Source organism: Tenacibaculum sp. (genome assembly GCF_048269885.1).
Taxonomy (GTDB): Bacteria; Bacteroidota; Bacteroidia; order Flavobacteriales; family Flavobacteriaceae; genus Polaribacter.
Genome location: NZ_JBLWTZ010000020.1, coordinates 35,753 through 50,890 on the forward strand (window position 1 = coordinate 35,753; position 15,138 = coordinate 50,890).

12 protein-coding genes are annotated in these 15,138 nt (G+C 33.0%); 7 read left to right on the forward strand and 5 right to left on the reverse strand.

Going from position 1 to position 15,138, the window contains the following annotated elements:
* Positions 1-19: 19 nt before the first annotated feature.
* Complete coding sequence (locus tag ACN0WY_RS14100; RefSeq protein WP_417800785.1) at positions 20-1,129, forward strand: NAD(P)/FAD-dependent oxidoreductase; 1,110 nt, start codon at positions 20-22, stop codon at positions 1,127-1,129.
* A 22-nt stretch (positions 1,130-1,151) separates the two neighbouring features.
* Complete coding sequence (locus tag ACN0WY_RS14105) at positions 1,152-1,604, forward strand: 3-oxoacyl-ACP synthase (RefSeq protein WP_417800775.1); 453 nt, start codon at positions 1,152-1,154, stop codon at positions 1,602-1,604.
* 188 nt (positions 1,605-1,792) lie between these two features.
* Here ACN0WY_RS14105 and ACN0WY_RS14110 read toward each other — a convergent pair whose 3' ends face one another.
* The 5 genes from ACN0WY_RS14110 to ACN0WY_RS14130 all read right to left on the reverse strand — a co-directional run bounded on the left by ACN0WY_RS14110 (position 1,793) and on the right by ACN0WY_RS14130 (position 8,560).
* Positions 1,793-2,728 (reverse strand): ABC transporter ATP-binding protein, encoded by a 936-nt coding sequence (locus tag ACN0WY_RS14110; protein WP_330487738.1) that lies wholly within the window; start codon positions 2,726-2,728, stop codon positions 1,793-1,795.
* 63 nt (positions 2,729-2,791) lie between these two features.
* A complete protein-coding gene (rimK, locus tag ACN0WY_RS14115; protein ID WP_330487739.1) occupies positions 2,792-3,664 on the reverse strand; it encodes a 30S ribosomal protein S6--L-glutamate ligase in 873 nt (290 codons plus the stop codon).
* A 3-nt stretch (positions 3,665-3,667) separates the two neighbouring features.
* Complete coding sequence (locus tag ACN0WY_RS14120) at positions 3,668-4,081, reverse strand: ATP-dependent zinc protease (protein WP_330487740.1); 414 nt, start codon at positions 4,079-4,081, stop codon at positions 3,668-3,670.
* Between the two features lie 129 nt (positions 4,082-4,210).
* Positions 4,211-6,289: a M13 family metallopeptidase gene (locus ACN0WY_RS14125; protein ID WP_417800776.1), complete on the reverse strand. Its 2,079-nt coding sequence runs from the start codon at positions 6,287-6,289 to the stop codon at positions 4,211-4,213.
* A 111-nt stretch (positions 6,290-6,400) separates the two neighbouring features.
* Entirely contained in the window at positions 6,401-8,560 is a 2,160-nt protein-coding gene (locus tag ACN0WY_RS14130) for a prolyl oligopeptidase family serine peptidase (RefSeq protein ID WP_417800777.1), read from the reverse strand.
* A gap of 142 nt (positions 8,561-8,702) precedes the next feature.
* Here ACN0WY_RS14130 and trxA point away from each other — a divergent pair, with 142 nt between their 5' ends.
* The 5 genes from trxA to ACN0WY_RS14155 all read left to right on the forward strand — a co-directional run bounded on the left by trxA (position 8,703) and on the right by ACN0WY_RS14155 (position 15,055).
* Positions 8,703-9,062 carry a thioredoxin gene (gene trxA, locus ACN0WY_RS14135; RefSeq protein ID WP_417800778.1) on the forward strand — a complete coding sequence of 120 codons (360 nt, stop codon included), beginning with the start codon at positions 8,703-8,705 and terminating at the stop codon, positions 9,060-9,062.
* A 305-nt stretch (positions 9,063-9,367) separates the two neighbouring features.
* Positions 9,368-10,339 (forward strand): ribonucleotide-diphosphate reductase subunit beta, encoded by a 972-nt coding sequence (locus tag ACN0WY_RS14140; RefSeq protein WP_330487745.1) that lies wholly within the window; start codon positions 9,368-9,370, stop codon positions 10,337-10,339.
* A 177-nt stretch (positions 10,340-10,516) separates the two neighbouring features.
* On the forward strand, positions 10,517-12,901 hold the full coding sequence (locus tag ACN0WY_RS14145; RefSeq protein ID WP_330487746.1) for a ribonucleoside-diphosphate reductase subunit alpha: 2,385 nt from the start codon (positions 10,517-10,519) through the stop codon (positions 12,899-12,901).
* Between the two features lie 116 nt (positions 12,902-13,017).
* Positions 13,018-13,680 carry an SMI1/KNR4 family protein gene (locus ACN0WY_RS14150; protein ID WP_417800779.1) on the forward strand — a complete coding sequence of 221 codons (663 nt, stop codon included), beginning with the start codon at positions 13,018-13,020 and terminating at the stop codon, positions 13,678-13,680.
* Between the two features lie 37 nt (positions 13,681-13,717).
* Complete coding sequence (locus ACN0WY_RS14155; protein ID WP_417800786.1) at positions 13,718-15,055, forward strand: deoxyguanosinetriphosphate triphosphohydrolase; 1,338 nt, start codon at positions 13,718-13,720, stop codon at positions 15,053-15,055.
* The last annotated feature ends 83 nt before the right edge of the window (positions 15,056-15,138 follow it).

Genomic DNA, 15,138 nt, shown 5'->3' on the forward strand with positions numbered 1-15,138 from the left:
TAATCAGATTTATATGATATTGAGTTTCAGTTACTGGGAATTAAAAGAATGGTTTTCAAAAGTTGATTTTACTGTAGTAGGAAGCGGTATTGTGGGATTAAATTGTGCGTTGCAGTTGCGGAAAAAATATCCAAAAGCAAAAATTTTAGTGCTAGAAAAAGGAATACTACCGCAAGGAGCCAGTACTAAAAATGCAGGTTTTGCTTGTTTTGGAAGTTTATCAGAACTAATAGACGATTTAAAAACACATACTGAAGAAGAGGTTTTTAATTTGGTAAAAAAACGTTGGGAAGGGTTACAGCTTTTAAGAACGACATTAGGTGATAAGAATATCGACTTTCAACAGCATAAAGGATTTGAATTGTTTTTAACAACCGAATTATATGAATCGTGTTTAAATAAAAAGGAGGCTATAAACAAGCTTTTGAAACCGTTATTTTCTTCAGATGTTTTTACAGTAGCACCTAATGAATTTAACTTTAAAAACATCCATCAACATTATATAACAAATCAATTTGAAGGACAGATAGATACTGGTAAAATGGCTGCAAAGTTGTTAGAAAAAGTACAGTCTTCAAAGATAAAAATTATCAACAATATTCAGGTTGAAAACTTTTTTGAAAACAATGAGCGAGTTGTAGTAAAAACGAATAAAATTACATTTAGCACACACAAATTATTTGTAGCTACTAACGGATTTGCAAACCAGCTCTTAAAAGAAGATGTACAACCAGCAAGGGCCCAAGTTTTAATTACCAAGCCCATTAAAAATCTACATATTAAAGGAACCTTTCACCTAGATAAAGGGTATTATTATTTTAGAAATATTGATGATAGAATTTTATTTGGAGGAGGAAGAAACCTTGATTTAAAAAGAGAAGAAACTACCGAGTTTGGACAAACATCGCTTATCCAAAATAAATTAGAAGAAATTTTAAAAACGACAATTTTACCGAATAATAAAGTCGAAATAGAACATCGTTGGAGTGGAATTATGGGGGTTGGAAACCAGAAAAAAGCGATTGTAACACAGCTTTCAAATAATGTTTTTTGTGGTGTACGGTTAGGCGGAATGGGAGTAGCTATTGGGAGTTTAGTAGGAAAGGAGTTGGCAGAACTTGTAAATTAAAAGTGCTTAGAGATATTAAGAAATGAATATTAAAGAAGAGCTATACAAACAATGTGAGTTGTATGTAAACAAACGCTTACAAACGGTGGAAGAAACCATTTCTTCTCATCAGAAAGCCTTACTATCTGAAACAAAAAGTTCTGCAGGAGATAAGCACGAAACAGGAAGGGCAATGCTACAGTTAGAAATGGAAAAAGCAGGTCAACAACTTAGTGGAATAGCTCAAATGAAAGAAACACTAGCTAAAATTAATACAAAAACAACTTCAAAAACGGCTCATTTGGGTAGTGTGGTTATAACTACTTCAACTATAAACTACTTTATTAGTGTGAGCGTAGGCTTGCTAACTTTTGCAAATAAAAAATACTTCGCCATATCTTCATCTTCACCCATTGGGAAGTTAATTTTAGGGAAAAAAGAAGGAGAATCTTTTGAGTTTAATGGAGCAAAAAACACCATCAAAAAAATTTTTTAAAGAAAAAGGTAGGGTAAAATAAAAGTTACTTGTTTTACATTCAGGAAAGGTTGTTATAACCAGAATAGAAGAAGAAGCTATAATACACTTTTATCTTTTGGTGTTTAGACGGTAAGGGTGTATTTTTTTAAGAAAGTAATTTATTTTAAGATAGTTGAGTAATAATTATTGAGATAGTTATTATTGGTTTAAACAGTCTCTTTTAACTTAAAAGGGACTGTTTTTTTATGCTCAATATTTTCAGAGTGATGTATAAAAATAGATTGGTTGTTATAAGCAACTTCTATCAACCAATGGCTTCCCTTAAAATAAGATTTTAGCACCGTTCCTTCTAGTTTTGAAGGTTCTTTGGTAATCTCAAGCAAATTAGGATATAGCAGTAGTGTTTGTTTGTTAATGGTAAGTTCATTTACATCATCAAATAAAGAAGCGATATATTTTTCTTTTGGGGTTTTATATAAATTTGCTGGACTGTCATGCGCAATGATTTGGTTGTTGCGAATTACCATCAGAGTATCAGCAAAAGAAAGTGCATCATTTCCGTCGTGAGTTGCTACGATGCAAGCAATATTTTTCTTTTTTAAATAAGAAAACAAGCGTCTTCTTAACGAGTTTTTTTTAAAATTATCTATTTGACTAAAAGGTTCATCTAACAATAATAATTCAGGTTCTTTGGCCAAAGCCCTAGCAATAGCAACTCGTTGTTGTTGCCCGCCACTTAAATTTTTAACTTTTTCGTTAGCTAACTCAGTCATTTCAATAACATCAAGAAGTTCTTCTGTTCTTTCTTCTGCTTCTTTGGGGTAAAAACGAGATAAAAACTTTTTTATGTTTTCACTTACTGAGGTAAAAGGCATTAAATCAAAATCTTGTGCTACATATTTAAAAAATGCCATTCCAGGAACTAAATGGTGTTGAGGACCCAAAATTTGAGTACCATTCCAATATAAATCTCCTTTATCAACATCAAGTAAGCCATAAACAATTTTTAAAAGTGTAGATTTTCCACAACCGCTTTCTCCCATTACACATAAGTGTTCTCCTTTTTGAAGTGTAAAATGGATGTTTTCTAAGGTGTTTTCTTTAGATGAATATGTGAATGAAATATTATTTACCTGTAGCATGGCTACAAAAGTAACTCTTTAGTAAGAAACAAAAAACCGATACAAAAGAGTATCGGTTTTGTTTTAAGCATTTCTTTCTACGTAGCGTATAATACTTTTTGCTATATCTTTTCCTGTGGCTTTTTCTATGCCTTCTAAACCAGGAGAAGAATTAACTTCTAAAATTAAGGGACCTCTATCAGACTGTAACATGTCTACACCAGCAATACCTAATTTCATTGCTTTTACAGCTTTTAAAGCTGCATTTTCTTCTTCATCAGTTAACTCTATAATTTCTGAAGTTCCTCCTCTGTGCAAGTTAGATCTAAATTCACCTTCTTTTCCCTGGCGCTTCATAGCACCTACAACCACACCATCTACCACAAAAGCACGAATATCAGCTCCTTTAGCTTCTTTAATGTATTCTTGAACAATGACCCGAGCCTGTAATCCGTTAAAAGCTTCAATAACAGATTCGGCAGCTTTTCGGGTTTCGGCTAAAACAACACCTAAACCTTGTGTGCCTTCTAAAAGTTTAACAATCAAAGGAGCTCCACCTACTTTTTTTATAATTTCTGAAGTATCTTTCGAATAATTGGTAAAAACCGTTTTTGGAAGTCCTAAATTTGCTCTCGAAAGTACCTGTAAACTACTTAGTTTATCTCTTGAGCGTACCAAAGCTTGAGATTCTACTGCAGAAAAAACTTTCATCATTTCGAATTGACGCACAACAGCAGTACCATAAAAAGTAACGGAAGCACCAATACGAGGTATAATGGCATCAACATCGGTTACAAGCTCATGGTTGTATACTATTGCAGGCTTTCTTTTTTCGATAATAAGATCACATTTGGTATGGTCTAATACGACCATTTCATGACCTCTTTTTTCGCCTGCTTCTACTAAGCGTTTGGTTGAATATAATTTAGGGTTTCTAGAAAGAACAACAATTTTCATTTTTTATATTTCTTTTGATGTGATGTTTTTTTGTGAAACGTCCACAATAAATTTTTTGTTTAAAAATTTTCTACCAATTAATACTGGATAATTCATTTTACCTCTATCTGATAACGATAGCTTTATTTTGTATTTTTTACCATAAAAAATAGCGGATGTAGAAACAACATATCTTTTTTGTTTCTTTCCGTTTGAGCTTCTTATGCTTTTTACTTTATACTTTTTTGTTTGAAGCAATTTATTATTATATTTTTCTGTTTTTGGGCAGAGTAATATAAACTCTAACACACCGTCTTTTTCTTCAATATGCTTACAATGTATTGCAGAAGTATAGGCTCCTGTATCAATCTTTACAGGTAAATCTTCTATTTCCCAGTTTAAAAAGGATATTTTTTCAATCCTTCCAATTAATCTCATTCTATTAAAAATTAAGGAGGGCGAATTACTTACTATTTTTTGGAATATACAAAACTTGTTGTTAATTTTTGGAAAACAAAAAACCAGTGTATATACACTGGTTTAAAGGTACTTATTTTTTAATTGAATTTACCAAATTCTTACACGATCTTCTGGTTTTAAGTACATTTTGTCTCCTTCTTTAACATCAAATGCTTCATAAAAGGCATCTACGTTTTTAAGAGGCATATAAGCTCTGTACATTCCAGGTGCATGTGTATCTGTCATAATTCGGTTTTTTAACGCTTCATCACGCATTTTTGTTCTCCAAATAGTTCCCCAAGAAAGGAAGAAACGCTGTTCTGGTGTAAATCCGTCAATTTTTTCTGGACGCCCATTCTTTTCTAAGAAAATTTGTAATCCTTCATAAGCAGCTTGTACACCACCTAAATCACCAATATTTTCACCTAAAGTAAACTCACCATTTAAGTTCATACTATCAATAGCAACAATATCACTAAATTGTTTGATTAACTTTGAACCAACTTCTTTAAACTTTTCAGCATCTTCTTCTGTCCACCAGTTTTTTAAGTTTCCATCACCGTCAAAACGAGCTCCAGAATCATCAAAACTGTGTGAAATTTCGTGTCCAATAACTGCTCCAATTCCTCCATAGTTTACAGCTTCATCAGCCTTATAGTTATAGAAAGGAGGTTGTAAAATTGCGGCTGGAAATACAATTTCATTGTTTACAGGATTAAAGTAAGCATTTACAGTTTGAGGAGACATTCCCCATTCAGTTCTATCTACTTCTTTACCTAATTTAGCCATATCTTTTTCAAAGTTCCACTTACGAACATTAACCGCGTTGTCAAAATACGTACCCCCTTCGTCTAATCCTTTAACAAGTAAAGTTGAGTAGTCTTTCCATTTATCAGGATACGCAATTTTAACAGTTAATTTGTGTAATTTCTCTAAAGCTTTTTCTTTAGTTTCAGCACTCATCCAAGGTAATTGCGCAATGCGTTTTTCAAAACCTAACATTACGTTATCAATCATTTCCTTAGCTTTTTGCTTCGCTTCAGGAGGAAATTTTTCATCTACATATAACTTACCTAAAGCTTCACCAATAGCGCCGTTTAAATTAGCTAAAGCACGCTCGTCTCTTGGACGTTGTTGTTTCGCGCCACGCATATCTTTGCTATAAAATTCCCAATTAGCTTTTTCTAAATCAGTAGATAATAAACCTAAAGAGTTGTTAATAGCGTTCCAACGTAATGATAATTTAACAGTTTCAATAGGGCTGTTCTTAAGGATTTCATTCATTGCTTTGAAATACCCAGGATCTGTAACAATAATTTTATCAATACTATCAACACCAATTCCTTTTAAATGAGCTTCCCAATCAATTACAGGAGCTAATTCAGCCAATTCAGCAAGGGTCATTGGGTTGTAAATTTTACGCGTATCTCTACGTTCTTCTTTTGTCATTCTAGGCTCAGCCAAACTTTTTTCAAAAGCAACAATAGTCGCTGCATTCTTTTTTGCTGTAGCTTCATCATCACCAAACTCTTGTAACATTTTAGCTACAAATACCTCATATTTTTCAAGTTTGTCTTTTACTTTTTCATCCACGTAGTAATCTCTTGATAAACCAAGTCCGCCAGCTCCCATATAACCCGCATTCATACTACTATTTTTAAGGTCGTTAAACACTCCAAAACCATAAAAACCAGCACCTCCATAAGGAGCCATGTTGGTAATAAAAGTTTGTACGTCGTTTAAGTCTTTAATTTCTTCAATTTTTTGAAGAAAAGGTTGTACAGGTGCTTTACCCGCTTTATTTCTAGCTACGGTATCCATGATAGTTTCATAGTAGTTTACCGCTTTTTCTTGATCAGAATCTATTTCGTTTCCTTCAGCATCTTTTACTTTAGGGAAATTACCTTCTTCAATAGCTTTGTTTAAGATAGCTAATACATCTTTGGTTGTGGTTTTTCTCAACTGATTAAATCCTCCCCAAGAAGTTTCGTCAGCAGGAATTTCAGTGTTATCAATCCAAGAACCGTTAACATATCTAAAGAAATCATCGGTAGGTTTAACCGAAGTATCCATGTTTTCTAAAACAATTGCCTGTACTTTTTCTTCAGGCTTTTTGTCTGTTTTACATGCAATAACTCCTAAAGAAGCAACGGCAGTAGTAAACAGCATTTTGTGAATGGTTTTCATTTTTAATGTTTTTTGAATGAATCTTAATTTTAACAAACTACCTCGAGATTTTGTCCCGAGGTAGTAAATTTACTCTAATAAGAGTCTGTTTTTATAAAAATGTTACAGTTTTTAACTTTTTATTTTCGATTTTGGAGCATTTGGTAATGTTTCAAATCCCATGTTAAATAAAGTAAATCCAAAAATATCAGCATACTGTTCAATAGTTTTTGCTACAGGAGTTCCTGCTCCATGACCCGCATTGGTTTCAATTCTAATTAATACAGGGTTGTCTCCTTGTTGTTTCTCTTGTAATTCAGCAGCAAATTTAAAACTATGAGCTGGTACTACACGATCATCATGATCACCAGTAGTTACCATAGTTGCAGGATATTGAGTACCTTCTTTTACATTGTGTACTGGTGAATATCCTTTTAAGTATTCAAACATTTCTTTGCTTTGTTCAGAAGTTCCGTAGTCATACGCCCAACCAGCTCCAGCTGTAAATGTGTGGTAACGTAACATATCTAATACGCCTACAGCAGGCAAAGCTACCTTCATTAAATCAGGACGTTGTGTCATTGTAGCTCCTACTAATAAACCTCCGTTTGATCCTCCTCTAATAGCTAAGTAATCAGAAGAAGTATAGTTTTCTTTGATTAGGTATTCAGCAGCAGCAATAAAATCGTCAAAAACATTTTGCTTTTTTAACTGTGTCCCTGCGTTGTGCCATTTTTTACCATATTCACCACCACCACGTAAGTTTGGTACAGCATATACACCACCTTGTTCCATCCAAACCGCATTGGCAATACTAAAACTTGGAGTTAAGCTTACATTGAATCCGCCATAACCATATAAAATAGTAGGGTTTTTACCGTTTAACTCTAATCCTTTTTTATAGGTAATAATCATAGGAACTTTTGTTCCATCTTTTGATGTATAAAATACTTGCTTACTTTCATAGTCATCTGCGTTGAAAGAAATAGCAGGTTTCCAGTATAATTCATAAGTTCCATCTTCTGGGTTGAACTTATATGAAGAGCTTGGAGTATTGTAGTTGGTAAAAGAGAAGTATAATTCTTTTGCCTCTGCTTTTCCTCCAAAACCACCTGCAGAACCTACACCTGGTAATTTTACTTCTCGAATTAGTTTCCCGTCAAAATCATATTGTACTACTTTTGAAACAGCATCTACCATATATTTAGCAAAGAAGTATCCAGCTCCTGTTGATGGAGATAATACATTTTCAGTTTCAGGGATAAAATCTACCCAGTTTTCTGGTGTTGGGTTTGCAGCATCAACAGTAACAATCTTTTTGTTAGGAGCATTCAAGTTAGTAACTAAGTATAATTTACTACCTCTACTGTCTATTACCCCCGTATCGCTATCAAAATTGTCAATAATAGGAGTTAACTTACTGTTAGGGTCAGTGAGGTCTTTAATAAATAACTTATTTCCTGAAGTTGAGGTTGAAGCAGAAACTAATAAGTATTTGTTGTCTTCTGTTAAGTATCCACCCACATAACGATGTTTTTCTGCTGAAGTGGCTCCAAAAATAACTTCGTCAGAACTTTGAGGAGTTCCTAACTTATGGAAGTATAATTTATGTTGATCTGTTTTGGCAGACAATTCACTTCCTTTAGGTTTGTCATAACTAGAATAGTAAAATCCTTCATTTCCTTTCCAAGCTATTCCAGAAAATTTTACATCTACTAAAGTATCTTCTTTTATTTCTTTAGTTTCAGCATCCATTATAATAACCTTTCTCCAATCACTTCCTCCTTCAGAAATAGCATAAGCAACGGTTTTTCCGTCTTTGGTAAAACTTACTGAACCTAACGATGTTGTTCCATCTTCAGCAAATGTATTAGGGTCTAAGAAAATCTCTTCTTTCCCTTCTTTATCTTTTCTATATAAAACATATTGGTTTTGTAATCCGTTGTTTTTATAAAAATAGGTATAGTCACCTTCTTTAAACGGAGTTCCTACCTTTTCGTAGTTCCATAGCTCTGATAAACGATTTTTTAACTGTTCACGGTATGGAATTTTGTTTAAGTAATCGAAAGTAACTTCGTTCTCAGCTTTTACCCAAGCTTCAGTTTCAGCACTTCTATCGTCTTCTAACCAACGATAGTTATCAGTTACTTTGGTACCAAAATATTCATCTACAACAGGTTTTTTAGTTGTTTCTGGATAGTTCACACTAATATTTTTTTTAGGTTGCTTTTCTTCTTTGCAAGAAACTAAAATTGTTCCTGCACAAATAATGGGAAGAAGGATTTTTCTCATGATTAAAAAATTGGTTAATTAGACCAAATTTAGAAGAAAAACACTCATAGTCATTTATTTTAAGATGATTTTAACAAAAAAGCCCCTGTAAACCTATTGAAATAAAAACGACTACCTTTACATAATTATAATATGAATAAGCATGACTGAAAACTTAAACAAAGAAGCTTTTTTAAAAAAAGTTTTTAACTATGAAGAAAATAAAGAATGGAAATTTGAAGGAGAATTACCTGCAATAATTGATTTTTATGCTGACTGGTGTGGACCATGTAAAGCATTAGCTCCTGTTTTGGAAGAATTAAGTGTAGAATATGAAGGAAAAATACATGTTTATAAAATAGATACAGAAGCTGAACAAGAATTAGCTGCTGCTTTTGGAATAAGAAGCATTCCTTCTATGTTGTTCTGCCCTGCTAAAGAAGATCCTCAAATGGCACATGGAGCACTGCCTAAAAAACAAATTGAACAAATAATCGAAGACGTTTTAAAGGTTACAAAATAGCCCTTAAAAAGAAGCAAATAAAAACTTAAAAAGTGATGCATTTTGTGTCACTTTTTTTATGTTTAAACACAAAATAAGAAACTCAGTGAGTATCACTTATCAAGCGTTTTTTTTAATTTTAAAGTATTGATTTTTAAGTTTTTGTAAAAACTTAAAAAAAATGTAAATTGAAGGAGAAAAGAAGATTTGTTAAAAACTTCAAGGGATTTGTGAATAAGTATAGCTTTCAAAATTTAGCAATTTTTCCAATCTTTGTTTCTATCTCAGGGAATAAAAAATAACACACTAAAAAGAGCTTAAAAAGCATGGCATCGATTGAACCAATTTTACAAGAAAATAAAGACAGATTTGTAATTTTTCCAATTCAACATAACGATTTATGGGAATGGTATAAAAAGCAACAAGCTTGTTTTTGGACTGCTGAAGAAATTGACTTGCATTCAGACTTAACCGATTGGAACTCTAAATTAACAGACGATGAACGCTACTTTATTAAGCATGTTTTAGCATTTTTTGCAGCATCTGATGGAATTGTAAATGAAAACCTAGCAGAAAACTTTGTAAATGAAGTGCAATATTCAGAAGCAAAGTTCTTTTATGGTTTTCAAATAATGATGGAAAATATTCATTCTGAAACCTATTCATTATTAATTGATACGTATATTAAAGATGAAGAGGAAAAAAATAGATTATTTAAAGCAATTGAAGTTTTCCCAGCTATAAAAAAGAAAGCAGATTGGGCATTAAAATGGATTGATTCAGATTCGTTTGCCGAGCGTTTAATTGCTTTTGCAGCAGTTGAAGGAATTTTCTTTTCAGGATCTTTCTGTTCAATTTTCTGGTTAAAAAAGCGTGGACTTTTACCTGGATTAACATTCTCTAACGAGTTAATTTCTCGTGATGAGGGTATGCACTGTGATTTTGCAGTACACTTACACAACAACCATTTGGTAAATAAAGTACCAAAAGAAAGAATTAGAGAAATTATAATTTCTGCTTTAGATATTGAAAGAGAATTTATAACGGAGTCTTTGCCTGTGAGTTTAATAGGAATGAATGCAACGTTAATGACTCAATATTTAGAGTATGTTACCGATAGACTACTTTTAGAATTCGAATGCGAAAAAGAATATGGGTCTACCAATCCATTTGATTTCATGGAAATGATTTCTTTGGAAGGGAAAACAAACTTCTTTGAAAAAAGAGTATCAGAGTACCAAAAAGCTGGAGTAAAATCCGGAGGTACAGGAAGCATCAGCTTTGATGCAGATTTTTAGGAACCAATAAGCTGCTATTTCCCCTACATGCAGTATTTACTCAGTTATAGCACTTTTTACAGTGTTTTAGCGTTATAATCGTTTCAAAAGAAACAAAACTAGTATTAACATTTTACATGTTGCCATAAACAACTATGTTTTGGCGACGCTATTAACCAACAAAAAACCAATATCAATATGTATGTAGTAAAAAGAGACGGCAGAAAAGAGCCAGTGATGTTCGATAAAATCACAGCAAGGGTTAGAAAAATGTGTTACGGATTAAACAATATTGTTGATCCAGTTAAAGTAGCAATGCGTGTTATTGAAGGACTGTATGATGGGGTAACTACTTCTGAATTAGATAATTTAGCAGCAGAGATTGCTGCAACAATGACAACTGCACATCCTGATTATGCAAAATTAGCAGCGAGAATTGCCGTATCTAACTTACATAAGAATACCAAAAAATCGTTTTCAGAAACAATGACTGATTTGTACGAATACATCAATCCACGTACAGGAAATAAAGCTCCTTTACTAGCAGATGATGTATATAAAATCATCATGGAAAATGCCGATAAATTAGATTCAACAATTATCTACAGTCGTGATTTTAATTACGATTATTTTGGTTTTAAAACATTAGAACGCTCTTATTTATTAAAGTTAAACGGAAATATTGTTGAGCGTCCACAACAAATGTTAATGCGTGTTGCTATAGGTATTCACAAAGAAGATATTGACGAAGCAATTGCTACATACGAATTGATGAGTAAAAAATATTTTACCCATGCAACACCAACATTATTCAATTCAGGTACACCAAAACCACAAATGTCATCTTGTTTCTTACTACAAATGCAAGACGATAGTATTGATGGAATTTATGATACCCTAAAACAAACAGCCAAAATTTCACAATCAGCTGGAGGTATCGGGTTATCTATTCACAATATCCGTGCTACAGGAAGTTATATTGCAGGAACTAACGGAACCTCAAACGGAATTGTACCTATGTTACGCGTATTTAACGATACAGCACGCTATGTAGATCAAGGAGGAGGAAAACGTAAGGGGTCTTTTGCAATGTATTTAGAGCCTTGGCATGCAGATATTTTTGACTTTTTAGACTTGAAGAAAAACCATGGTAAAGAAGAAATGCGTGCGCGTGATTTATTCTATGCAATGTGGATTTCAGATTTATTCATGAAACGTGTACAGGAAGATGCTGATTGGACGTTGATGTGTCCACACGAGTGCCCTCATTTATACGACACTTATGGAGAAGAATTTGAACGTTTATACACAGGTTATGAAGCTGCTGGAAAGGGAAGAAAAACGATTAAAGCACGTGATTTATGGGAGAAAATCTTAGAATCACAAATAGAAACAGGTACGCCGTACATGTTATATAAAGATGCTGCAAACCGTAAGTCGAATCAAAAGAACTTAGGAACAATCCGTTCTTCAAATTTATGTACTGAGATTATGGAGTATACGGCAGAAGATGAAGTAGCTGTCTGTAACTTAGCATCAATAGCAATACCAATGTTTGTTGCTGAAGACGAAAATGGAAATAAGTTTTTCGATCATCAAAAGTTATTTAAAGTCACTAAAAAAGTAATTCGTAATTTAGATACAGTAATCGATCGTAACTACTATCCTGTTAAAGAGGCAGAAAATTCAAATTTCCGCCACCGCCCAGTAGGATTAGGAATTCAAGGATTAGCAGATGCTTTTATCATGTTACGTTTACCATTTACTTCAGAAGAAGCAAAGAAGCTTAACCAAGAAATTTTTGAAACCCTATACTTTGCAGCTGTAACCTCATCAATGGAAGTTGCTAAGGCGAAAGGAGCCTATTCAACTTTTAAAGGTTCTCCTATGTCAGAAGGAGAATTCCAACACAATATGTGGGGAATTAAAGATGAAGAATTAAGTGGTCGTTGGGATTGGGAAAAACTACGTAAGAATGTAAAAAAACATGGAGTTCGTAACTCGTTATTAGTAGCACCAATGCCTACAGCATCTACTTCTCAAATTTTAGGAAACAACGAAGCATTCGAGCCATACACCTCTAATATCTATACACGTAGAGTATTATCAGGAGAGTTTATTGTAGTAAATAAACATTTACTAGAAGACTTAGTAGAATTAGGTTTATGGGATAACAATATGAAAGAAGATATTATGCGTGCAAACGGATCTATTCAACATATTGACATAATTCCGCAAGAGCTAAAAGAGTTATACAAAACCGTTTGGGAAATGAGTATGAAAGATATTATTGATATGGCACGCCATAGAGGATATTTTATCGATCAATCTCAATCGTTAAATTTATTTATGAAAGATCCTGACTATGCAAAGTTAACATCGATGCATTTCTATGCTTGGAAATCTGGATTAAAAACAGGAATGTACTATTTACGTACAAAGTCTGCTGTAAATGCGAAGCAATTCACATTAAATGTAGAAAAGAAAGAAGACGAAAAACCGATGAGTCCTGAAGAGTTTAAGGCGATGGTTGAAGCTTCCAAAAATGCAGGCCCAGACGATTGCTTAATGTGTGGATCTTAAAAAAAATCATTGAAAACAAAGTGAATTCATTTTTGTTAGCAATGAAAATTACCAATTAAATTAAAAGTGATAAAGAGAAGTCGAAAGGCTTCTCTTTTTTAGTATTTTAAAGGTCTATGGAGATAAAATACTTTATAATTCTTGGCATTTTTTCCGTAGCTGTTGTTATTTTAAGAAAGAATAACAGAATTGATTCAGATAAAATAGAAAAGAAAAAAGCTGTTAGGAGTAAATCAAAGAGTTTGCTAGATAAATTTAGGAATTCTACTGATTACAATCATCAAATTTCTAAAAGTATAGTTAGGTTATTAGAAAACTACCATTACCATGAGAATGTTGGAAAAACATTAACTGATGAAGAAATTAAAGTGATTGAAGAGAAGTTAAATCTAAAACTCCCAAAGTCATATAAACTATTTCTGAAATATTTTGGAGATGGAGGCGATTGGGTTTTTGTACAAAATATAGATAGTATCCAAAATGGAGGCTTTTATAAAGAATACGATTACCATAATACTTTAAACGAATCTGTTTATTTAGGAGAGGAGAAGGTTATGACAGAAAGTTTACTTTCTTTAATGTCTGAAGATTCAAATGGAGGAGCATGGTGTTGGTTAACTCATGAAGAGAAAAAGGATAATGAATGGTCATTAGCTTACTATATGGATGGATGTTTGCATTACAAGGTGAAAAGTTTTACAGAATGGCTAGAAGTAGCTGCGTCTGATAAGGAGGTTATTAGAGAATATGATGTAGAAGAAAAACTAGGTTTAGGATAAAGATTTTGTATTTTCGACAAAATTTTATTTACGAATGATGAACTGGGAACAACTCCTTTCTTTAAAACGTTTTGGTGATACTCAAAAACGTGAACGTGCAAAACAAGATGAAACTCGTTTAGGTTTTGAGGTAGATTTTGATAGAATTATATTTTCATCGGCTTTTCGCAGCCTACAAGATAAAACACAGGTAATTCCATTGTCTAAAACTGATTTCGTCCACACTCGTTTAACCCACAGTTTAGAAGTATCGGTTGTAGGTAGAACTTTAGGAAGACGTGTAGGAAAAGTATTGTTAGAGCGCCACCCTCATTTAAAAGAGCTAGGCTATACTTTTAACGATTTTGGAGCCATTGTAGCTGCGGCATCGGTAATGCACGATATTGGAAATCCGCCATTCGGACATTCAGGAGAGAAAGCTATTGGAGAGTATTTTAAAACAGGAAAGGGGCTTCAGTACAAAGATCAATTAACCGATTTAGAGTACCAAGATTTAATAGATTTTGAAGGAAACGCCAACGGATTTAAAATTCTTACAGAAAATAGAGAAGGAATTCAAGGAGGCTTACGCTTATCGTATGCAACACTAGGAGCTTTTTTAAAGTATCCTAAAGAGAGTCTACCAAAGAAACCAACGAAACACATCGTAGATAAGAAATACGGCTTTTTTCAGTCAGAAAAAGACGCTTTTTTAGATGTAGTGCAAGATTTAGGATTATTGAAGAAAGAAGCTGAAGGAATTTCTTATTACCGACACCCCTTAGCGTACCTAGTAGAAGCAGCTGATGATATTTGTTACACAATTATCGATTTTGAAGATGGAATCAATTTAGGGTTAATTGAAGAAGATTATGCCTTAGAATACATGATTAAGTTGGTAAAAGATACGATTGATAGTCAAAAATACCATTCATTACAGCACACTAAAGACCGTGTAAGTTATTTACGAGCGTTAGCTATAGGAGTGTTAATTAATGAAGCAGTAACGATCTTTTTAGACAATGAAGTCGCTATTTTGAATGGAACGTTCGATAAGGGGCTGTTAGACAAATGTAAATACGAAGCTCAGATTAATGATATCATTAAAATAAGCGTCGATAAAATTTACAGAAGCAAAGAGGTTGTTGAAAAAGAAGTTGCAGGATATAAAATTATTGCAGACCTTCTAGATGTTTTTGTAACGGCTTTAAACAATAAGTTTGATAATGAACAATCTAATTATGATAAGCTGGTCTTAAACTTAATACCCAAAGAGTACCAACAAGATAAAGAGGGTTTATACGATAGAATTATGCAAATTTCTAGCTATGTTGCAGGTTTATCAGACGGGTATGCTATTCGTTTACACAGAAAAATAATGGGAAATATTAGTTAGAAAGTGTTAAATAGTTAGTTTTTTTATTTAAAAACAAGTCGTTTGATGTATTATTGCTAAAAATAATTAGGGTAAAGTAAAAA